The 19,146-nt window shown below is 72.1% G+C and carries 19 protein-coding genes; 7 read left to right on the forward strand and 12 right to left on the reverse strand.

Translation table 11 applies throughout. The features are described 5' to 3' along the window. Nucleotides 1–14: 14 nt before the first annotated feature. From ACFKCF_RS11375 to ACFKCF_RS11395, 5 genes are read right to left on the reverse strand one after another with little or no spacing between them, the layout of a single operon-like run. Nucleotides 15–710: a response regulator transcription factor gene (locus tag ACFKCF_RS11375; protein ID WP_394492949.1), complete on the reverse strand. Its 696-nt coding sequence runs from the start codon at nt 708–710 to the stop codon at nt 15–17. Continuing rightward, nucleotides 707–1,249 carry a hypothetical protein gene (locus tag ACFKCF_RS11380; RefSeq protein ID WP_394492950.1) on the reverse strand — a complete coding sequence of 181 codons (543 nt, stop codon included), beginning with the start codon at nt 1,247–1,249 and terminating at the stop codon, nt 707–709. The genes ACFKCF_RS11375 and ACFKCF_RS11380 overlap by 4 nt, the downstream gene beginning before the upstream one ends. A 10-nt stretch (nt 1,250–1,259) precedes the next feature. Further along, on the reverse strand, nt 1,260–2,513 hold the full coding sequence (locus ACFKCF_RS11385; protein ID WP_394492951.1) for an ABC transporter permease: 1,254 nt from the start codon (nt 2,511–2,513) through the stop codon (nt 1,260–1,262). Next, nucleotides 2,510–3,253 carry an ABC transporter ATP-binding protein gene (locus ACFKCF_RS11390; RefSeq protein WP_394492952.1) on the reverse strand — a complete coding sequence of 248 codons (744 nt, stop codon included), beginning with the start codon at nt 3,251–3,253 and terminating at the stop codon, nt 2,510–2,512. Before ACFKCF_RS11390 ends, ACFKCF_RS11385 begins: the two co-directional genes overlap by 4 nt. Then, nucleotides 3,250–4,371: an efflux RND transporter periplasmic adaptor subunit gene (locus tag ACFKCF_RS11395; protein WP_394492953.1), complete on the reverse strand. Its 1,122-nt coding sequence runs from the start codon at nt 4,369–4,371 to the stop codon at nt 3,250–3,252. Before ACFKCF_RS11395 ends, ACFKCF_RS11390 begins: the two co-directional genes overlap by 4 nt. A gap of 176 nt (nt 4,372–4,547) precedes the next feature. Between ACFKCF_RS11395 and ACFKCF_RS11400 the strand changes: the two genes are divergently transcribed. Both ACFKCF_RS11400 and ACFKCF_RS11405 read left to right on the forward strand, forming a co-directional pair. Then, complete coding sequence (locus tag ACFKCF_RS11400; protein WP_394492954.1) at nt 4,548–6,230, forward strand: efflux RND transporter periplasmic adaptor subunit; 1,683 nt, start codon at nt 4,548–4,550, stop codon at nt 6,228–6,230. Between the two features lie 134 nt (nt 6,231–6,364). Further along, nucleotides 6,365–6,565, forward strand: a complete 201-nt coding sequence (locus ACFKCF_RS11405) for a hypothetical protein (protein ID WP_394492955.1) — start codon at nt 6,365–6,367, stop codon at nt 6,563–6,565. 40 nt (nt 6,566–6,605) lie between these two features. On the opposite strand, the gene ACFKCF_RS11410 is transcribed toward ACFKCF_RS11405, so the two are convergent. The 3 genes from ACFKCF_RS11410 to ACFKCF_RS11420 all read right to left on the reverse strand — a co-directional run bounded on the left by ACFKCF_RS11410 (nt 6,606) and on the right by ACFKCF_RS11420 (nt 9,689). Next, nucleotides 6,606–8,153, reverse strand: coding sequence for an alkaline phosphatase D family protein (locus ACFKCF_RS11410; RefSeq protein WP_394492956.1), 1,548 nt, complete (start codon nt 8,151–8,153; stop codon nt 6,606–6,608). A 118-nt stretch (nt 8,154–8,271) separates the two neighbouring features. Further along, nucleotides 8,272–8,871, reverse strand: a complete 600-nt coding sequence (locus tag ACFKCF_RS11415; RefSeq protein ID WP_394492957.1) for an HAD family hydrolase — start codon at nt 8,869–8,871, stop codon at nt 8,272–8,274. Next, the gene (locus tag ACFKCF_RS11420; protein ID WP_394492958.1) at nt 8,868–9,689 is read right to left on the reverse strand and encodes a hypothetical protein; all 822 of its coding nucleotides are present in this window, start codon (nt 9,687–9,689) and stop codon (nt 8,868–8,870) included. Before ACFKCF_RS11420 ends, ACFKCF_RS11415 begins: the two co-directional genes overlap by 4 nt. 147 nt (nt 9,690–9,836) lie before the next feature. On the opposite strand from ACFKCF_RS11420, the gene arfB reads away from it, so the two are divergent. Continuing rightward, nucleotides 9,837–10,244: an alternative ribosome rescue aminoacyl-tRNA hydrolase ArfB gene (arfB, locus tag ACFKCF_RS11425; RefSeq protein ID WP_185073280.1), complete on the forward strand. Its 408-nt coding sequence runs from the start codon at nt 9,837–9,839 to the stop codon at nt 10,242–10,244. Here the strand turns inward: arfB and ACFKCF_RS11430 are convergent. Beyond that, a complete protein-coding gene (locus ACFKCF_RS11430; protein WP_394492959.1) occupies nt 10,241–10,705 on the reverse strand; it encodes an NUDIX domain-containing protein in 465 nt (154 codons plus the stop codon). The genes arfB and ACFKCF_RS11430 overlap by 4 nt on opposite strands. A gap of 77 nt (nt 10,706–10,782) precedes the next feature. Here ACFKCF_RS11430 and ACFKCF_RS11435 point away from each other — a divergent pair, with 77 nt between their 5' ends. The 3 genes from ACFKCF_RS11435 (at nt 10,783) to ACFKCF_RS11445 (ending at nt 14,402) form a co-directional block, all read left to right on the forward strand. Further along, nucleotides 10,783–11,709, forward strand: a complete 927-nt coding sequence (locus tag ACFKCF_RS11435; RefSeq protein WP_394492960.1) for an acyl-ACP desaturase — start codon at nt 10,783–10,785, stop codon at nt 11,707–11,709. 83 nt (nt 11,710–11,792) lie between these two features. Further along, on the forward strand, nt 11,793–13,766 hold the full coding sequence (locus ACFKCF_RS11440; protein ID WP_394492961.1) for an ABC1 kinase family protein: 1,974 nt from the start codon (nt 11,793–11,795) through the stop codon (nt 13,764–13,766). Nucleotides 13,767–13,868: 102 nt separating this feature from the next. Beyond that, nucleotides 13,869–14,402 (forward strand): NADPH-dependent FMN reductase, encoded by a 534-nt coding sequence (locus ACFKCF_RS11445; protein ID WP_394492962.1) that lies wholly within the window; start codon nt 13,869–13,871, stop codon nt 14,400–14,402. A gap of 6 nt (nt 14,403–14,408) precedes the next feature. Here the strand turns inward: ACFKCF_RS11445 and ACFKCF_RS11450 are convergent, their stop codons facing one another. From ACFKCF_RS11450 to ACFKCF_RS11460, 3 genes are read right to left on the reverse strand one after another with little or no spacing between them, the layout of a single operon-like run. After that, nucleotides 14,409–15,581, reverse strand: coding sequence for a GEVED domain-containing protein (locus ACFKCF_RS11450; protein ID WP_394492963.1), 1,173 nt, complete (start codon nt 15,579–15,581; stop codon nt 14,409–14,411). 32 nt (nt 15,582–15,613) lie between these two features. Beyond that, nucleotides 15,614–16,801, reverse strand: coding sequence for an NAD(P)-binding domain-containing protein (locus tag ACFKCF_RS11455; protein ID WP_394492964.1), 1,188 nt, complete (start codon nt 16,799–16,801; stop codon nt 15,614–15,616). A gap of 15 nt (nt 16,802–16,816) precedes the next feature. Next, nucleotides 16,817–17,977: an ATP-grasp domain-containing protein gene (locus tag ACFKCF_RS11460; protein ID WP_394492965.1), complete on the reverse strand. Its 1,161-nt coding sequence runs from the start codon at nt 17,975–17,977 to the stop codon at nt 16,817–16,819. Between the two features lie 170 nt (nt 17,978–18,147). Here ACFKCF_RS11460 and ACFKCF_RS11465 point away from each other — a divergent pair. Continuing rightward, on the forward strand, nt 18,148–19,146 hold a 999-nt coding region (locus ACFKCF_RS11465), incomplete at its 3' end, for a glycoside hydrolase family 26 protein (RefSeq protein ID WP_394492966.1).

A 19,146-nucleotide genomic window follows, 5' to 3' on the forward strand; every position in this document is an offset into this window, starting at 1 on the left:
AGAGACGGCGCCGCTCATATGCGGGGCGGGCGCAGGATGTAGCCCACCCCGCGCAGCGTGTGCAGGTATTTGCGCTCTCCCGTGTCCACCTTCCGCCGCAGGTAGGAGACGTACGACTCGACGAGCCCGACGTCGGTGCGCCAGTCGCCGTTCCAGACGTGGTCGAGGATCTGCGTCTTCGACAGCACCCGGCCCACGTTGAGCATGAAGTACCGCAGCAGCCTGAACTCGGTCGGCGACAGCTTCACCGGGATGCCGTCGCGCCACACCTCGTGGCTCTCCTCGTCCAGCTCCAGGTCGGCCACCCGCATCCGGTTCGGCGGCGGCACGCCGCGCCGGGTCCTGCGCAGCACCGCCCGGATCCTGGCGATGACCTCCTCCAGGCTGAACGGCTTGGTCACGTAGTCCTCGCCCAGGCCCAGCCCCGCGATGCGGTCCTCGAACGTGTCCTTGGCGGTCACGAACAGCACCGGGACCCGGCGGCCGCGGGACCGCAGCCTTCCCGCGACCGCCAGGCCGTCCAGGTCGGGCAGCATGACGTCGAGCATCACCAGGTCAGGTGAGCTCTCCTCCGCCACCCGCAGCGCCTCCATGCCGTCGGCCGCGGTCAGCACCTCGAAGCCGGCCATGCGCAGGCTGGCCGAGAACAGCTCCCTGATGTTGGGCTCGTCGTCGACCACCAGCAGCCGGGCTTCGGGCTCACGCGTCATCGCGGGCCTCCTCCGAGGTTCCCCTGCGTGATCGACGTCGCGGTCACCGAGCCGTCGCCGCCCTGCTGGCCGCGTACGACCACCGAGGTGCCGGTCTGGAGGTCGGACACCTTCCCGGGCTTGGAGATCTGGACGGTGGTCCGGGCGTCGGTGGTGACCGTGACCGTGGAGCCGTCCATGGTCTTCACGTAGACCTTGCCGCCCTCGACCTTCTCGACGGTGCCGATGGTGCCTCCCCCGCCGCCGCCCATCCGCTGGCCTCCACCGTAACCGGGCGGCTGTCCGAATCCGCCGCGCTGCTGGCCGGAACCCCCCTGTTGCTGGCCGTACCCGCCGCCCATGGGGCGCTGCTGCGCTCCGGCGGCAGAGGCGGCCGGCGAGCCGAACAGGTTGGCGGCCTGAATGCCGATGAGGATACCGGCCACCAGCACGACGCCGGCGGCAAGCGCCAGCGTGAGCTTGGAGGTGCCCTTCCGCGGCTGGACGGCGAGCTCCTCCCCCAGGTCGTCGGGGTACGGCGAGGAGTCGAGCTGGGCCATGTCATTCTCCTTACTCGTGGCGCAGGGCCTGGATCGGCCTCAGCTTGGCCGCCCGGTTGGCCGGATAACTGCCGAAGAACAGCCCGATCCCCACCGACACGCCGAGCGCGAGCGCCACCGACGACGGCACGAGGACCGGTTCGATGCCGGCCACGGTGAACCTGGTCCCGATGAACGCCACCAGCACCCCGGACAGCCCGCCGACCAGGCTCAGCAGCGTGGCCTCCAGCAGGAACTGGCCCAGGATCGCGCTCCTGGGCGCGCCGATCGCCTTGCGAATGCCGATCTCGCGCGTGCGCTCCGTGACGGTCACCAGCATGATGTTGGTGATGCCGATGCCGCCCACCAGCAGCGAGATCGCGGCCACGGCGCCCAGCAGCACGGTGAAGGTGCCGGTCGCCGCGCTGACGGTCTCCTGCAAGGTGGCCTGGTTGAGGATGCGGTAGTCGGCGTTGTCGTTCTTGATGCCGTGCCGCTGGTTGAGGATGGCCGTGACCTCGGCCTGCGCCGCCGTCGTGGTGTCCGCCCCGGACGCCTGCACGACGATCGAGTTGAGCGAGCCGAACCCGCTCAGGCTCTGCTGTACGGCGGGCAGCGGCGCGATGGCCACGTCGTCGGCGTCCTGCATGCCGGTGGACCCGGCCTCCTTCAGCACCCCGACGACCGTGAACGGCACTCCGGACACGCTGACCTGCTTGCCGATGGGATCGACGGTGCCGAACAGCTCCTCCACGACGGTCTGGCCGAGCACCACGACCTTCCTGGCGGCCAGCACGTCGTCGTTGAAGAAGTACGTGCCCTTCGTGACCGGCTTGTTGACGGCCTCGAAGTAGCTGGGGTAAGTGCCGACGAACTGCGAGATCGCGTGGCTGGCGGCCCCGTACGCGGCGGTCGAGGAGGAGGCGGTCACGACCGGCGAGACGCTCCTGACGGAGGGCGCCAGGGTCTTGTCGGTCAGCGCCTTGGCGTCGGCGAGGCTGAGCTGCCTGGCCTGGGTGCGGGGGCCGGTGTTCGCGCCGCCGCCGGCCGCCCGCACGCCGCCGCCACCGCCGCCGCCCCCCGAGAACTGCGGGGAGATCGTCAGGGTGTTGGCGCCGAGGCGCTGGATGTTGCGCTGGATGCTCTGCGAGGAGCCCTCGCCGACGGCGACCAGCATGATGACCGCGGCGACGCCGATGAGGATGCCGAGCGTGGTCAGCGAGCTGCGCATCTTGTTGGCCAGCAGGCCGCGCAGGGCGAAGCGGAGGATCTCGAGCTGGTTCACCGGGCCACTCCCGCCATCCGGGGCGGCGGGCCGCCGACCGGGCCCTGGCGGCGGTCCTCCACGACCTCGCCGTCCACCAGCCTGATCACCCGCTTGGCGTGCGCGGCCACGTCGTTCTCGTGGGTGATGAGCACGATCGTGCGGCCCGACTCGCTGAGCCGGTCCAGGATCTCCAGGACGTCGTTCGTGGAGGCGGTGTCGAGGTTGCCGGTCGGCTCGTCGGCCAGCAGCAGCGCGGGCGCGGTGACCAGGGCTCTGGCGACGGCCACGCGCTGCTGCTGGCCGCCGGAGAGCTGGTTCGGCTCGTGGTGCACGCGGTCGGTCAGCCCGACCTGGTCCAGCGCCGCCAGGGCCCGCCTGCGCCGCTCGGCCTGGCCGATGCCGCCGTACACCAGCGGCAGCTCGACGTTGGCCAGCGCGCTCATGCGCGGGATCAGGTTGAACGACTGGAAGACGAACCCGACCCTGCGGTTGCGCAGGATGGCGAGCTGACGCTCGTCCAGCTGTCCCACGTCGGCGCCGTCGATCAGGTACGTGCCGGAGGTGGGGACGTCGAGGCAGCCGAGGATGTTCATGAGCGTGGACTTGCCGGAGCCGGAGGCGCCCATGATGGCGACGTAGTCGCCGCGCTCGACGTCCAGGCTGATACCGCGCAGGGCGCGGACCTTCGCGTCGCCCTCGCCGTACTCCTTGACCAGGTCCTGCACCCGCAGGACAGGGGGGACCTCCGGAGCCGTCATCGCCCGCCTCCCGGCACCCCGCCGCCGCCGGGGAAGCCGCCGCCACCGCCGAAGCGCAGGTTGCCGCCCGTGGTGCCCGTCGTCGTGGTCGCCGGGGGCACGATCTGGTCGCCCTCGGACACGCCCGACTTGATCTCGGTCAGCGTCGTGCCCTGCACGCCGACCTCCACCGGGGTCCTGGTCTGGGTGCCGTTCCTGAGCAGGGTGACCGTGGTCTGGCCGCCGCTGGTGGAGACGGCCGTCGAGGGTACGGTGACGACGTTGTCGGCCTGGCCGACCACGACCTCGACCGTGGCCGTCTGGCCCAGCCGGATCTGGCCCGGGACCTTCGTGAACGTCACCGTGACCGGATATTGCACGACATTGTTGCTGGTGGAGGCGACCGGCTGGATCTGGGTGACCTTGCCGGTCGCGGTCACCCCCGGCAAGGCGTCGAACGTGACCGTGGCCTCCTGGCCGTTCTTGAGCTTGCCGACGTCGGACTCGGTGAAGGTGCCCACGAGCTGCAGCTTGCCGGTGTCGGCCAGCTCGACGAAGCCGCCGGAGCTCTGAGCGCCGCTTGAGCCCGAGGACTGGCCCGAGGACTGGCCCGTGCCCTGGCCGGAACCCGCGCTCGAACCCGACCCGGATGCGGACCCAGAGCTGCTGCCGCCGACCGAGCCGTTCACCGCCGTGACCGTGCCCTTGAACGGCGCCTTCAGCACGGTGGCCGCGACCGTGCGCTGGGCCTCCCGGTAGGCGTTGCGGGCCTTGATGTAGGAGGCGTAGAGCTGGGCCGTCGAGGTCCCGTCGTCGACGGCTTCGTCGTACGTGGCCTTGGCCGCCGACAGGCTCTCCTGCGCGGCGTCGTCGTCGAGCCTGGCCAGGATGTCGCCCTTGCTCACCTTGTCGCCGGCCTTGACGTAGACCTTCTCGACCGTCCCCGTCGTACCGAACGAGAGAGCCCTGGACTTGGAGCTCTCGACGGCGCCCGACGCGGACACCGAGGCCACCACGGAGCCGCGGCTCGCGGTCACGGTCCTGACAACCGTCTGGCCCGCCGCCTGTCCCGTGCCGAGCTGGGCGTACGCGAGCGCGGCACCGCCCAGCAGGAGCACCACCAGCGCTCCGTTGGTCATCAGCGCTCTGCGCCTTGTCGACACCTTCACAGGCGGTGACCCTTGCACACCAGGCTGCGCCGGAGCCGCGAGCGAGCTGAACGTTCGCTGACAACCTGGGGGCCCCTCCGGGCACACAGGTAACTCTTAGGCGGCTCGCAGCCTGGCGCGAGCCGGCTCCGCCAGGATGGGCCGCCATGAGACCGACTTTCGCGCTGGGCGGCCTCGCCCTGGCCGTGCTCGTGGCCGGGTCCGGCCTGGCGCTGGCGCTGCGCGACGACGCCCCGCCCGCCGTCCAGGTACGGCTCGCCGCCGCGCAGCGCGGCCAGGTCACGGCCACGGTCAGCGCGGCGGGCAACACCGTGGACGGCTCGCGCAGGGACCTGGCGTTCGGCTCTTCGGGGACGCTGACCAAGGTGTACGTCAAAGTCGGGACCAAGGTGAAGAAGGGGCAGGTGCTGGCCAGGATCGACGGGCGCTCGGCGCGGGAGGCGTACACGGCGGCCAAGGCCGATCTCGCCGCCGCCGAGGAGGCCCTGGAGGAGGCCCAGGAGAAGGCGGCGTCCCCGACGACCAGCGCTGCCGGCCCCGCGGCCTGCACGCCGTCCGGGAACGGCGCCGCGCCGGCCACGTCCGGGAACGGCGCCGCGCCGGCCACGTCCGGGAACGGCGCGGCGACGCCCACCGGCGGGGCGAACGGCGCGCTGGGGCCGACGGCTCCTCCCGCTCAGGGCGTTTCCGTGAAAAACGGGAGCCCGGCCACCAGCTCCACCCCGCGCCCCACCAGCACGCCGACCTCCGTACCCACGGACCCCGGCCCCACCCACCCCGGGCCCGAGCCGCAGCCCACGGTCACGGTCACGGCCACGGCCACAGCCACGGTCACCGTGACGGCCACCGTCACCACGACCGTCACCGCCACCGCGACCGGCGGCGCTTCCCAAGGCGGCTCCCCGGGCGGGGGCTCCGAGCAGACCGGGAGCCGCCCGACCTCGGACGCCACCCCGTCCGCCACGAGTTCCGGCAAGCCGTCCACCGGCGCGAAGCCGTCGGCGAGCGGCCGCCCCACGGGCAGCGGCAAGCCGTCGGCGCGACCGAGCACCAGGCCGACGGGTGGCGCCGCCCGGCCGAACTCGCAGTCCTCCTGCGACCGCGGCACGGGCTCGGCCGGCCAGAGCCAGGGTCAGACCCAGAGCCAGGATCAGAGCCAAGGCCAAGGGCAGGGCGGCGTCAGCGTGGAGCAGGCCGGCGCGAACGTGGACCGCGCGGAGGCGGCGCTCGAGCAGGCCGCCGACGCCGTACGGGCGACCCGCATCGTGGCCCCGGCGGCGGGCACGGTCCTGTCGCTGGCGGGCGCGGCCGGCGACCAGGCGGGCACCGGCACCTTCGTCAGCCTCGGCGACCTCAACGAGCTGCAGGTCCAGGCCATGGTCACCGAGTCGGACGTGAACCGGCTCAAGCTCGGCCAGAAGGCCCGGATCACCCTGGCCACCCGGAACGGCAAGCAGTACGAGGGGAGGGTCACCGCCATCGCGCCGACCGCGACGGTGAGCGGCCAGCTCGTCCGCTACTCGGTCACCCTCGCCTTCGACGAGCCGCCCGCCGGGCTCATGCTCGGGCAGACCGCCTCGGTCACGGTCACCACGGACGTGTCCGCCGACGCGATCTACGTGCCCGCCGCCGCGGTCCGCAGCAGATCGGACGGCACCCAGGTGGTCACGGTCCGGGCGGGCGGGCGCGACTCGGCGAAGGCGGTGCGGACGGGTGTCCGCGGTGACCAGTACGTGGAGGTGACGTCAGGGCTGCAGGAGAGCGACGAAGTGGTCATGTCGGGCGCCACGAACGGCGAGTTCCCGGACGCGAGCTGGCCCGGCGCCTGACCCCCGAGACCGGCCCGGCACCTCCTCTCCCGCCGGGTCCCGGGCAGGGCCGCACGTGGCGCGTGCCGCCCCGGCCCGGCGCGCCTACCGGAGGCATCATGCGGCGCCTCCGGTGGGCGCGGCAAAACACGCCTGTGCCCATACCCCGGGGGCACGACGGACGCCCCCGGGTGGGCGCGGCGGGTGTGCCGGGCAGCGCGATCCGGCGCCTCCGATGGGCGCCTCGGTGGGGCGTCCCGGTGGGCGTGCCGGAGGGCGCGGTGGGCGTGCCGGAGGGCGCGGTGGGCGTGCCGGTGAGCGCGGTGGGCGTTCCCGGTGGGGTGGCGTACGCGTGAGCGTGGTTGAGCGGATTTTCAGGTTGCTCCCAGCGAACGTTCAGCCGGCACGCGGTGCGGCCGCCCGGCCGGCGGCCGCGGGGCCGGTGGCGGCCGGGATGGTGAGGCGGTGAGCGGTCCTGGCCCGAGCACCGCGACGGGAGATGTAGTCCAATGTCCGGAAATCGACGGAAAGCTCATCCCGGGTCAGCCGCGCCATCAGATACCCCCGCCGCTGGTCGATGAAGGAGATGTGCGGGTTCTCCTGCAGCGCCTCCGCGATCCACGTCCGGTCCCGGTACCCGTCACCGTCGCTCGCGATCGACGAGGCGATCAGCTCCCTGGCCACCACCGGCGAGTCCGGGTCGTCGAAGTCGGTCTTGAGCTCGGCCAGGTGGTGCATGTGCGCGTCCCCCGTCAGCACCACCGGGTTCTCGGTCCCCGCCAGCGATCCCAGCAGGCGGGTCCGCTCGGCGGCGTACCCGTCCCAGGAGTCCAGGTTCACCTCGCGCCCGGGCCCGACCTTGTAGTCGCGCTGCGCCATCATGATCTGCTGGCCGAGCAGGTTCCAGCGGGTGGTCGAGCCGCGCAGGCCGCTCTCCAGCCAGCGCCACTGGTCGGACCCGAGCAGCGTCCGCCCGGACGCCAGCCGGTCGTCGCACCCGGCCCGCACCCCGTCCAGGCACGCCTGGTCGTCGCGGAACTGCCGCGTGTCCAGCAGGTGGAAGCGGGCCAGCGTCCCCCAGGAGATCCGCCGGTTCACCCTGAGCACCGCCCCCTGGAGGCTGGCGCGGCGCAGCGGCATGTTCTCGTAGTACGCCCGGAAAGCCTGCGCCCTGCGCGTGGCGAAGCCGGGCGCGTTCGTGCTGGAGACGGGCCCGGCCCAGTTGTTCTCCACCTCGTGGTCGTCGAACGCCACCAGCCACGGCGCCACCGCGTGCGCGGCCTGCAGGTCGTGGTCGCTCTTGTACTGGGCGTGCCGCAGCCGGTAGTCGGCGAGCGTCTCGCACTTGCCGGGCGTGTGGGTGCGTACGCGGCCGGCCAGCGCGGTGTAGCCGCTGGGGCCGTACTCGTACATGTAGTCGCCGAGGAACACCACCAGCTCGGGCTCCTGCTCGGCCAGGCGGCGGTAGGCCGTGTAGTAGCCGTGCTCGTAGTGCGCGCACGCCGCGACCGCGAAGGTGAGCGGGCTCTCCCCGGCGGGGGTCGTCCTGGTGCGGGCCGCCGGGGAGAGCCTGCCCTCGCTTCTGAAGCGGTAGAAGTACTCGCGCCCCGGCTCCAGCCCGTCCAGCTCGACGTGGACGCTGTGGGCGTCGCGCGACCTGGCGGTGGCCGTACCGGACCTGACGATCTTGGAGAAGCGCTCGTCGGCCGCGACCTGCCAGTCCACGTCCACGTCGCGGGCGGGCATGCCGCCGCGGCCGTCGCCGGCCAGCGGGTCGAGGGCCAGCCGGGTCCACAGGACGAAGCCGCCGGCCGACGGGTCGCCGGAGGCCACGCCCAGCGTGAACGGGTCGGATCTGAGGGTTCTGGCCGCTGCCGCCGGAGTGGCGGTCTGGGGGAGGAGGAGTCCGGCTGTCGCCGCTGTCAGGAAGGCTCTGCGGTCCACGTTCACAGGTATGTCCGCCCGCGCTGACCCGGCCGTGACAGCCGAGTCAAGCGCGGGTGAACAGCATCAGTCGTCCTGTTCGCGAGCTTTCACCGTGGACGTTGACCTCACTGAGCGTTCATCCGATGGCTCCGTGGACGCCGGACAGCGTTCCGCGGAGCGTGGAGGCGTCCGTGAAGTGCACGCCGGTCATGCCCGCGCGCTCTGCGCCCTCGACGTTCTCGGCGCGGTCGTCGATGAAGACGACCTCGGACGGCTCGGCGCCCAGCGCGCGGGCCATCGCGTCGTAGATCTCCCGTTCGGGCTTGACCAGGCCCATCCTGCCGCTGTAGAAGCGGCGGCCGACCTCGGCGATCCAGGGCAGCTCGTCCAGGCCGTCGCCGATGCAGACGGGCATGTTGGACAGCAGCGCCACGTCACGCCCGGCCCCGATCAGCTCGCCGAGCAGGGCGACCATGTCCTCGTTCGGGTACGCCCAGCTCGCGACGTCCATGGCGACCAGGCGGGCGGCCTCGGACTGGGTGACGGGCCGGTCCAGGACGGCCGACCAGTAGGCCAGCGGGCTCAGGCTCCCCCGGTCGAACTCCAGGCGGTGCTCCCAGTAGCCGCGCCTGAACGCCGCCGGGTCCGCGCCCACCGCCCGCGCCATGGCCTCGTTGTCGGAGTCGAGCTGGGGCAGGCACAGGACGCCGCCGTAGTCGAACACAATCCACGTCATGCCAGGAATGGTCGCAGATGCGGGTCCAGCGCCGGGCAACCTAGATACTTCTCGGCGGTGTGAAAGTCGATCCAGTCCAGGTTGACCAGCTCTTCGGCGTCTATGCCGGTGAAGCTGACGGCCAGGTTGGGCGGGATGGCGGCGATGTCGTCCTTGTCGGCGATGTTCACCCAGCGCTTGACGCCCGGGGGGCGTTCGCCGCGGCCGTTGATGGGGGTGGGCAGGAGTCGCTCGAAGACGACGTTGCGCATGCCGAGCGGGCTGCCCAGGGTGATCAAGAGGTCGATCCGGAGGCCGGGGTCGCCCCAGAGCGTCTCGTACGCGACCACGCTGCCGAGCGAATGGGCGATCACCACCTTCGGCCGGTTGCGCCTGATCGCCTCGGCCACGACCCGCCGGCACTGCTCGCGCTTGCCCTCGTCCGTGAGGTAGGCCGCCACCTCCGGCGCGAACAGCTTGGCGAACGCCGCCGACCTGCCGTCCAGCCGGTCGAGCAGCCAGCCGGTGAACGACTTGAGCGCCCCCGTCACGTGCTCGCCCACGCCCAGGTTCCGCGCCCAGCCGGCGAGCACCTGCTGGATCTGGCTCTCCGTCGCCGCGGAGGGCTTGGCCTCCGCGCCGCCGCCCTTGCCGTTGTGCAGGTGGTGCGAGAAGTAGGCGACCTCGCTGAAGTACGCCCGCGCCTCGCCCCCGAGCGCCACCTGCAGGTAGCGGTCCCACTTGACCCGCATGGCCTCGGCCGCCCCGGTAGCGGACCGCCCGGCCTCGAGGTAGTAGTTGTACTTGCCGATCCCGTGTACGCCGACGATCGCGGTCACTGTGCCTCCCCACCCGTGATCTCCACGCGCGATGGTGGCACACGTCACTTGCAGTCCGCCATCGAGAAAGACAGGGAAATGCCGTTGCGCGCGGCATATATCCGCCCATTTACTGTTAATGCTGGTGAGAGAACAGGAGTCCCGCACATGCCCGGCCCGCTGATCGTCAACGACTCGATCGTCATTCCCGACGTCGAGCTCGTCTGGCGTTTCTCACGTTCGTCGGGCCCCGGTGGCCAGGGCGTCAACACCACCGACAGCCGCGTGGAGCTCGTCTTCGACGTGGCCGCCAGCACCGCGCTGCCGCCCGCGCTGAAGGCCAGGGCGCTCGACCGGCTGGGCTCCCCGACGATCACGATCGCCGCCTCCGAATACCGCTCCCAGCTGCGCAACCGGGAGGCCGCGGCGCACCGCCTGGCCCAGCGCCTGCGTGAGGCCATCGCCCCGCCGCCGAAGCGCCGCCGCCCGACCAAGCCCAGCCGCGGCGCCGTCGAGCGCCGCATCGCCGCGAAGAAGCAGCGCTCCGACCTGAAGCGCCTGCGCCGCGAACCCTAGCGGGGCGGCAGACCCTGCCCCTGGCCGATCAGGCGGGGCAGGTTCGCGATGGTGGTCGACAGGTAGTCCGCCACCGGCTCGGGCACCAGGTGCCGGGAGGTGATCTCCGAGCGGTCCAGCCGTACCCGCTCCACCTCGTACAGACCCCGCGACGGGTCGTCGAACTCCGGCCCGTGCCGCAGCCCCGGATCCATCGACACCAGGCGGCAGCCGTAGACGTGCTGCGTCTTGAGCTCGCCCTCCCACGGGTATGACAGCGTGACCAGGGGCGTCACCGCAGAGACGGTCGCGCCCAGCTCCTCGAGCAGTTCCCGGTGCAGGGTGTGCTCCAGCGTGTCGTCCCCCGGTTCGACATGCCCTCCGGGGATGCTCCAATAGACGTCGCGCCCCGGAACCGTACGACGGAAGAGCACCAGCCGTTCGTCATGGTCGAGCAGGACACCGCGGACACTGGGTCGCATAGGGACACCCTATTTGACCGGTATGTCCTTCCGGTAGCCTAACCTACGGTACCGTAACCTGAAGGAGAAGATCTTTTATGGCGATGACTCAGACGGAGCTGCTGCACGAGCTGGAGCCCGTGGTGGCCGTGGAGCTCGACCGCCATCACAAGATGGCCAAGGAGTGGTTCCCGCACGAGTACATCCCGTGGAGCGAGGGCCGCGACTTCGACGGCATCTACGGGGGCGAGGCGTGGCAGGAAGGCGACTCGAAGATCCCCGAGGCGGCCCGCATCTCGCTCATCGTCAATCTCCTGACCGAGGACAACCTCCCCAGCTACCACCACGAGATCGCCAGCACGTTCGGCCGCGACGGCGCCTGGGGCACCTGGGTGCACCGCTGGACGGCCGAGGAGGACCGCCACGGCACCGCGCTGCGCGACTACCTCACGGTCACCCGCGCCGTCGATCCCGTGGCGCTCGAGCGCGCGCGCATGCACCACATGGAGAACGGCTTCACCACCGAGTACGGCACCATGCTCCAGCAGCTCGCGTACGTCTCCTTCCAGGAGCTGGCCACCCGCATCGCGCACCGCAACACCGGCATGGCCTCCGGCGACGAGGGCTGCGAGCGCCTGCTCGCCAGGATCGCCGCCGACGAGAACCTGCACATGCTCTTCTACCGCAACCTGCTCAAGGCCGCCTTCGAGCTGGACCCCAACCAGACCATGCGCGCGGTGACCGACGTCGTCACCACGTTCCAGATGCCGGGCACGGGCATCGACGGGTTCGCCCGCAAGGCCATGATCATCGCGAACGAGGGCATCTACGACCTGCGCCTCCACCTGGACGACGTGCTGATGCCGGTGCTGCGGCAGTGGGCGGTGTTCGACAAGACCGGGCTGGACGCCGAGGGCGAGCAGGCCCGCGAGCAGCTGTCGGAGTTCCTGGCCAAGACCGAGATCACGGCCGCCAGGTTCGTCGAGCGCCGCGAGGAGCGCCGGGCGCGCGCCGCCGCCCGCTGACACATCCGCACCCCACCCGGGGTCCCGCCGCCAGGGCACGCTGACATCTGGCGAGGAGCGCCGCCGTGGAATGATCCTTCGCTATGGATCTCCCCACCCAGCTGCTCCTCAGCGTCTTCACGCTCCTGATGATCATCGGCCTGGCCACGGTGGCGCAGCGCCTGCTGGACGTCAGGTTCGGCAGGCTGCGCACGTTCCTGGCTGCGCTGGTCGCCTTCGCGCTGGCGCAGCCGATGCTGGAGCCGATCCTGTCCTCCCTCGGCCCCGTCGGCCGCGAGAACCCGCCGGCCGCGCCGGCGCTGGGGATCCTGCTGCTCATCGTCATGAGCGTGGTGCTGATCCCCATGGTCATCCTGGTGATCGCCGAGGCACTGGTGCCGCCGGGCTCGGTGCCGGGGCCGCTGGAGCTCGTCAGGTCCGTACGCGGCCGCCTCTCCCGGGCCAGGCGCTACTCGCAGATCACCAGGATCGCCATCAAGCACGGCCTCGGCCCGTACCTGCGCGGCCGCGGCGAGCGGCTCGACGACCGCCCGGGGAAGGTGCGGCTGGCCAGGTCGCTGCGCGAGGCCCTCGACGAGGGCGGCGTCACGTTCGTCAAGCTCGGCCAGGTCCTGTCCACCCGGCGCGACCTGCTGCCCGCCGAGTTCGTAGAGGAGCTGGGCCGGCTGCAGGACCAGGTCGCCCCGGCGCCGTGGCCCGAGATCGAGCCGGTGCTCGCCGCCGAGCTGGGCGGTCCGGTGGACGAGGCGTTCGCCGAGTTCGACCGGACGCCGCTGGCCGCCGCCTCCATCGGGCAGGTCCACGCCGCGCGCCTGCACTCCGGCGAGAGCGTCGTGGTCAAGGTGCTGCGGCCGGGCATCTGGCCGGTGGTCTCGAAGGACCTCGACATCGTCCGGCGGCTGGCGGCCACGCTGGAGTCCAGGACCCGCTGGGGCCGCTCGCTCGGCCTGCGCGACCTGGCCGAGGGGTTCGCGACGTCGATCCGCGAGGAGCTCGACTTCCGGGTGGAGGCGGCCAACATGGCGGCCGTCACCTCGTCCGCCGGCGGCGGTGTCACGTACCCCGCCCCGATCAGCGCCATGTGCACCGAACGCGTGCTCGTCATGCGGCGCCTGTCCGGCCGGCCCGTCACCGCCGCCGCCCCCGGGCAGGGCCCGCAGCTGGCCCGTGACCTGCTCGACTGCCTGCTCAGGCAGATCCTGGTCGAGGGCGTCTTCCACGCCGACCCGCATCCCGGCAACCTCATGCTGCTCGACGACGGCACGCTGGGACTGCTCGACTTCGGCGCGGTCGGCCGGCTCGACGACTCGGTGCGCTCGGCGCTGCGGCGCTTCCTGCTCGCCATGAACCGCCAGGACCCGCTGGGCGTCACCGACGCGCTGCTCGAGGTCGTGCCCAGGCCGGAGGACATCGACGAGGCCGCGCTCGAACGGGCGCTCGGCCAGTTCATGGCCAGGCACGTGACGGCCGGCATGGACAGCGCGCAGATGTTCACCGACCTGTTCAGGATCGTCTCGGCGTACGGGCTGTCGATCCCGCCCGAGGTGGCCGCCGTCTTCCGCGCGCTGGCCACGCTGGAGGGCACGCTCGTCCGCCTCTCCCCCGGCTTCGACCTCATCGGCGAGGCCCGGTCGTTCGCCGGCCGCCATCTCGCCGAGCGGATCACCCCGGAGACGATCAAGGAATCCGCCACGCAGGAGCTGGTCGCGCTGCTGCCGATGCTGCGCCGCCTGCCGCGCCGCGTCGAGCGCATCGCGAGCGCCGCGGAGCACGGCCGGTTCACCATGAACGTCCGGCTGCTGGCCGACGACCGCGACCGCCGCTACGTGACGGGCCTGCTCCACCAGGTGCTGCTGACGGTGCTCGGCGCCACGGCCGGGGTGATGGCGGTCATCCTCCTCGGTACGGCCGGCGGCCCGCCGGCGCTGGCCGGCACCTCGCTGTTCCAGCTGATCGGCTACAACCTGCTGGTCATCGCCGCCATCCTGGTGCTGCGCGTCCTCGCCCTGATCTTCCGCCGCCCGCGCGCCTCGGACGATCACCCGGTGCGCAGATAGGACGCGAACGGGCCCCAGTCGTGTCTTGACTTGGAGCTGGTCTTGGACATCCGAGGCATCGGGCAGGTTTCTGGAAACTTCGGAACCGCTCGGGAGCAGAGGGTGAAAATCATCGGGATCGCCGCCAGTCTCCACGCGGGGTCGTTTATCAACAAATTGCTGGATGCGGCGGGTGGCGAGCTGCCCGGGGGCGTCGACTTCAAGGTGTGGCCGGGGCTGGGCGAGATCCCGCCGTACGCGCACGGGCCGGTGCCGGTCCTGGCGCGCGAGCTCATCGGGCTGGTCGCCGCGTCCGACGCGGTGCTGCTGACCGCTCCCGAGCACAGCCTGCTGCCGGAGGAGCTGACGTACGCGCTGGACTGGATGTCGGCCCGGAACGGGCTGTCGGGCAAGCACGTGGCGGTGATGAGCGCGAGCGCGCGGGCGTGCGGCGCGATGTGGGCGCAGGCGGAGCTGTACAAGCACCTTCAGGCGGCGGGCGCCGTCGTGATGGGGGCCGAGCTGGTGATCTCCCCGGCCTGCCCGCACTTCGACAAGGACGGCCATCTCACGGACCCCGCCCTGCGCGCCCAGGTGCGCAGGGTGATCGGCCAGCTGTGCCCCTCCGAGGTCATGGAGCCCGCGCTCTCGCTCTGACCCGCCTCAGCGCGTGCCGTCCGCCGCGCGGACGAGCTGGATCCGGTGGTCCTCGACCTCGCCGCTGTCGGCCCATCCCGTGGGCAAGGCGGTGGCCTGGGCGGCCAGGCGCAGCCGCATCCAGGTGGGGCCGGTGCGGAGCGTCTCCGGCAGGCTCCAGCGCAGCTCCGCGGTGGTGGCGTCCTTGTCGACCTTCGCGGTGGCCCGCTCGTCCGTGCCGAAGCGGCCGTCGTGGTCGGCGTCGATCCAGCCGGTGACGTACGACGGCGACCCGGCCCGTACGGGCACCGCCAGCGTGCCGGTCCGGTCCCGGACGGTGATCTCCGCCGGCGAGCCGGTCACCGCGTCGTCCTCGTCGGCGCTGACCACGCGCGGCACCAGGCTCACCGCGTCCGGATGATCGGCGGTCACGGAAGCCCCGAGGAAGGAGTCGGTGATCGCGTGGGAGGCCGCTCCGTACGAGGCGGGCGCGTCGGAGTCGTCCTCGGCCAGCGTGAGCTTGAACGCGGCCCAAAGCTGCGGACCCGGGCCCCCGGGCCCGTACCGCACGTCACGAGCGCTCAGCCGGATCGTGAACGCGGTGACGGTCCCGTTCACCTTGGCCGTGCCGCAGGTGTAGACGACCCCGCAGGTGGTGGTCTCGACGGGACGGACCTCTTCCGGCTCGATCGAGTCCGCCGTGACCCGGTAGCCGGGGAAACCGGCCGCCGCGGAGAGGACCGGCTTGGCCGGGGTCCCGCCGACCAGGTCGATGGCGGGCCAGTAGTCGTCGCGGCCGACCCCGGGATCGCGCGACAGGCCGCCCGTGCCGAACACGTGCAGGTGCGGGTCGCGGACCGGCCGGGAGAAGGTGAACGTCAGCGTGGCCACGTCGCTCCAGCGGCCGGGCCGGTCCGCGAAGTCCTCATAGAGGTCCAGGAATCCCGCCGTCATCTTGGCGTCAGCCGGGACGAGGAATTCGTCGGCGGGCGCCCACGTGCTCGCGGGCAGCACCTCGGCGGAGGCCACGCGCGTCCGCCCGATCATCGTCTTGCTCACGGTCACCGTCACGCCGGACGGCGTCCGGCCCGTGGCCGTCGCCGGCGAGTTGGTGAAGGACGACGGCGCGTCGCCGGCGACGGCCCCCGGGCCGCCGGCGAGCACCGTGACCAAGCAGGCCAGCACCGCACGGAAAACCATTCCTGCTCCCCCCGAAGCGGCTCTGCCCGGATTCACGCCCGAGCTCCCCGAAGGCGGCCCACGAGGCCCCTGGTGACGCGGCGGGCGGCGAAGTCGCAGCCGCACACGAACCGCATGGCCGGCCCGAACGTCCCCGCCGCCGCGAGCCCGACCAGGTGCAGCCCCGCGACGGACGTCTCGAACGCGGGGCCGAGCCGCGGCGCCGGACCGGGCGCCGCCACCGCGCGCCGCAGGTCCTCGTGGAGGATCCCGATCCTGCCCACGTCCACCCGGTAGCCGGTCGCCGCGATGACGTGCTCGGTCTCCAGCGTGGTGACCGCTCCCGCGCCGTCCCGCAGCCGCAGCCGGACCCCGTCGCGGTACTCGCAGGCCGCCAGCCGCGCCCCCAGGGTCACCCGCACGGCGCCGTCGAAGCGCTCCTTCAGCCACCAGGATCCGGCCGGTCCGAGGGTGGTGCGCACGATGTGGGAGCGGGCCGCCCTCGGCAGGTGCCTGACCGCGTACGGCATCCGCGACCAGACCACGGAGGGCCAGCCGCTCCCGAGCGGGGACCGGGGCGCCAGCACCCGCGACATGACCGGGCGCCACTCGACGGGGACGTCGTTCCAGGCCAGGGCCCCGGTCCGAGCGACGAGCCGGACGGCCGCCCCCGCCTCGGCCAGCAGCGTCGCGGTCTCCAGCGCCGACTGCCCGGCACCGAGCACGGTCACGTCCCGGCCCGCGAACCCGCTCAGATCGTGGTGGTCGGAGCTGTGCGTGGCCACTTCGGGCGGCAGCGCCGCCAGGGCGCGGGGCCGGTGGGCGAACGGCAGGAATCCCAGGGCCAGCACCACGGTCCTGGCCAGCACGGACGCCCCCGACGACAGGGAGAGCGCGAACAGCCCGCCCTCGACGCCGACGGCCGTCACCTGCGCCTCCTCCAGCGCCCGGCCGACCGCCCGCTCGCGGAACCACTTACCGTAGGCGACGAACCTCTCCACCGGCACCGGCTCGCCGTAGGAGTAACGGTGGAATGCGTCGAGGCCGTGCGTGCGATCCGGATCGCCGAGATGGGACGCGTCCGGCTCGGACTTCAGCAGCATTCCCCTGGGCATGTGACGTTCCCAGGCCCGCATCGGCTCGCCGAACACCCGCGCGTCCAGCCCGGCGTGCAGGGCGTGCGCCGCCACGGACAGCCCGTACGGTCCGGCGCCCACGATCGCCACGTCGATGACCGGCACAATCTCCTCCATTCGCTAGGCCCGCTGCCGGGCCAGCCGGGTGAATCCGCGTTTCATCGCCTGCCTGGCCATGGCCACGAAGGGCCGGGGGTCGTCGGCGGAGAGCCAGGCCAGCTCGTCCGCCGAGCACAGGGCGCGCAGGCTCCTCGGGCCGGCGGTGAGGAGGTCGTAGTTCTCCACCGCGTAGGTCCGGCCGTGACCCGCCGGCCCCCGCACCGTGCGCCGGCCGGACAGGTGCAGGTGGGCGGCCCGCACCAGGTCCAGGCCGCTGCCGTCGCTGAACAGCCGGAACTGGGCGCCGAGCCGGGGGTTGAAGTCCAGCAGGTGGTAGGCGTCCCTGCCGGAGTCGTGGCGGAAGTCGATGTCCAGCACGCCGCGGTAGCCCAGCTTCGCCGCCAGCTCGCGGGCCGTGCCCTCCACGACGGGGTTGGGCAGCCATCGCCCGTAGGTGGTGAGCCCGGCGCCCTTGGGATAGGCGCGCTCCTTGCGCCCCGCTCCGCCGTACAGGCAGTGGGAGTTCTCGTCGAAGTAGCCGTGGAAGAACCAGTCCGCGTGCGGCCCGCCGGGCACGAAGCGCTGGAACAGCAGGTCGCGGCCCTCCACGTGCTGGAGCAGCCGGGGCACCTGGCCGGCCCGCCGCACCAGGCTGGTGTTGCGCAGCCCGGTGCCGGCGGGCAGGAGCCACGGCTGCGCCCACTTGGCGACCAGCGGCAGCCCGAAGTCGGTGACGGCCGCCGCGGCGTCGCGCTCGCCGGTGATCAGCCGGGTCTCCGGCTGGACGACCCCGAACGCGGAGCACAGCTGCGCCAGCAGGCGCTTGTCGGCGAGGCTGCGCGGCAGGCCGGGTACCTGGTCGGGGATGAGGTAGTGCGGGCGCAGCGCCGCCGCGTGCTCCGCGACGGCGATGGCGCCCGCGTCGTCCAGCGCGAGCAGGACGGCCGGGCGGCCGATGACCTGGGCGACCTGCGTGAGCGTCCGCACGACGTCCCCGTCGCGTGGCCACGCATGCCGGCGCGCCAGGTATCTGGAGCGGGAGGTAGGCGAGTCCGCCTCGCCGAGGAGCCCGTGCACCTCCACGCCGGCCCTGCCGAGGGAGCGAATGGCGCCGAGGGTCCCATGGTGAAAGTTGTTGGGGTCCAATCGCAGTAGTAGCGCCGGGACGCTGCAATCAAGCATGTTCCTTCTCCTTCGCGAAAAGCTATGAATGAGGCAAATCGCGAGTCGGATATCCGGATTGCCGAAACATGGGGTATGGAGAAGGAAGGAGAGGCAAGAATCGGGGATGTGCGTTCGTGGCAGGAAAGAGATATCTGTACTGTTCGCTCGCGATAATCACGGGTGCGGTGGTGGCATCGATCGGCCTTGGCACGCCGGCGCCCGCCCCGCCCACCGGCCCCGCGGCGCTGGGCGTCTTCCTCGCCTCCGACGCGCGCGGCCCTCAGCTCCTGACGGGCTTCGAGGCCTGGCTGGGGCTCAAGGTGACGGTCGGGCGCACCTATCTGCCCGGCGAGCGCTGGAAGTCCGTCGAGGGGGGCGACTCCGAGATCCTCGACACCTGGACGCGCTGGCGGGCCGCCCAGCCGGGCCGCGTCCTGGCGCTGAACGTGCCGATGATCACTCCGAACGAGTCCAAGATGCCCGACCACACCGTGGCGCGGCGGCTGGCCAGGGGAGCGCACGGCGCCCACGACGGCCGCTTCAGGAAACTCGCCGGGAAGCTGGTCTCCTCCGGCGCCGCCGACACGATCATCGTGCTCGGCTGGGAGATGAACGGCGTCACCTACTCCAGCAGGTGCGGACCCGACCCGGAGACGTGGAAGCGGTACTGGCGGCGCATCGTGACGACCATGCGCGAGACGCCCGGCCAGCGGTTCCGCTTCGACTTCGCCCCCAGCCGCGGGCAAGACGCGATCCCCTGGACGCAGTGCTACCCGGGTGACGACGTGGTCGACATCATCGGCATGGACAGCTACGACCAGGGGCCCGGCCACGAGTTCGCCGACTACGTCGACCAGCCGTACGGCCTGCGGGCCCACGCCGACTTCGCCGCGGAGCACGGCAAGCCCATCTCGTTCCCCGAGTGGGGACTGTTCGGCAACGGCGACCGTCCCGCCTTCGTCGAGGGGATGCTCGACTGGATCAGCACTCACAACGTGGTCTATCACTCGATCTCCGATTACTGTCCCCACGGCGTCTGGCAGTGTTCGTCGAACCCCGGCTCGTCGGAGGCCTTCCGCAGGCGCCTGCTGGAGCACGCCTCCCCCGCCATCACGCCCAGCGTGTGCGCGGCGAGCCCGTCCAGCGCGCCGTCCACGCCGAACCCGGCCGCCAGCGCGGCGGCCGCC

The sequence above is a fragment of the Nonomuraea sp. JJY05 genome (assembly GCF_043496855.1).
Taxonomy (GTDB): domain Bacteria; phylum Actinomycetota; class Actinomycetes; order Streptosporangiales; family Streptosporangiaceae; genus Nonomuraea.

Excerpts from the sequence above, each read along its gene's own strand:
- ACFKCF_RS11435 (WP_394492960.1), top strand. The coding sequence starts at position 10,783 with ATGGCGATGACTCAGACGGAGCTGCTGCACGAGCTGGAGCCCGTGGTG.
- ACFKCF_RS11430 (WP_394492959.1), bottom strand. The coding sequence starts at position 10,705 with ATGCGACCCAGTGTCCGCGGTGTCCTGCTCGACCATGACGAACGGCTG.
- ACFKCF_RS11375 (WP_394492949.1), bottom strand. The coding sequence starts at position 710 with ATGACGCGTGAGCCCGAAGCCCGGCTGCTGGTGGTCGACGACGAGCCC.
- ACFKCF_RS11400 (WP_394492954.1), top strand. The coding sequence starts at position 4,548 with ATGAGACCGACTTTCGCGCTGGGCGGCCTCGCCCTGGCCGTGCTCGTG.
- ACFKCF_RS11390 (WP_394492952.1), bottom strand. The coding sequence starts at position 3,253 with ATGACGGCTCCGGAGGTCCCCCCTGTCCTGCGGGTGCAGGACCTGGTC.
- ACFKCF_RS11450 (WP_394492963.1), bottom strand. The coding sequence starts at position 15,581 with ATGGTTTTCCGTGCGGTGCTGGCCTGCTTGGTCACGGTGCTCGCCGGC.
- arfB (WP_185073280.1), top strand. The coding sequence starts at position 9,837 with ATGCCCGGCCCGCTGATCGTCAACGACTCGATCGTCATTCCCGACGTC.
- ACFKCF_RS11415 (WP_394492957.1), bottom strand. The coding sequence starts at position 8,871 with ATGACGTGGATTGTGTTCGACTACGGCGGCGTCCTGTGCCTGCCCCAG.
- ACFKCF_RS11380 (WP_394492950.1), bottom strand. The coding sequence starts at position 1,249 with ATGGCCCAGCTCGACTCCTCGCCGTACCCCGACGACCTGGGGGAGGAG.
- ACFKCF_RS11395 (WP_394492953.1), bottom strand. The coding sequence starts at position 4,371 with ATGACCAACGGAGCGCTGGTGGTGCTCCTGCTGGGCGGTGCCGCGCTC.
- ACFKCF_RS11460 (WP_394492965.1), bottom strand. The coding sequence starts at position 17,977 with ATGCTTGATTGCAGCGTCCCGGCGCTACTACTGCGATTGGACCCCAAC.
- ACFKCF_RS11440 (WP_394492961.1), top strand. The coding sequence starts at position 11,793 with ATGGATCTCCCCACCCAGCTGCTCCTCAGCGTCTTCACGCTCCTGATG.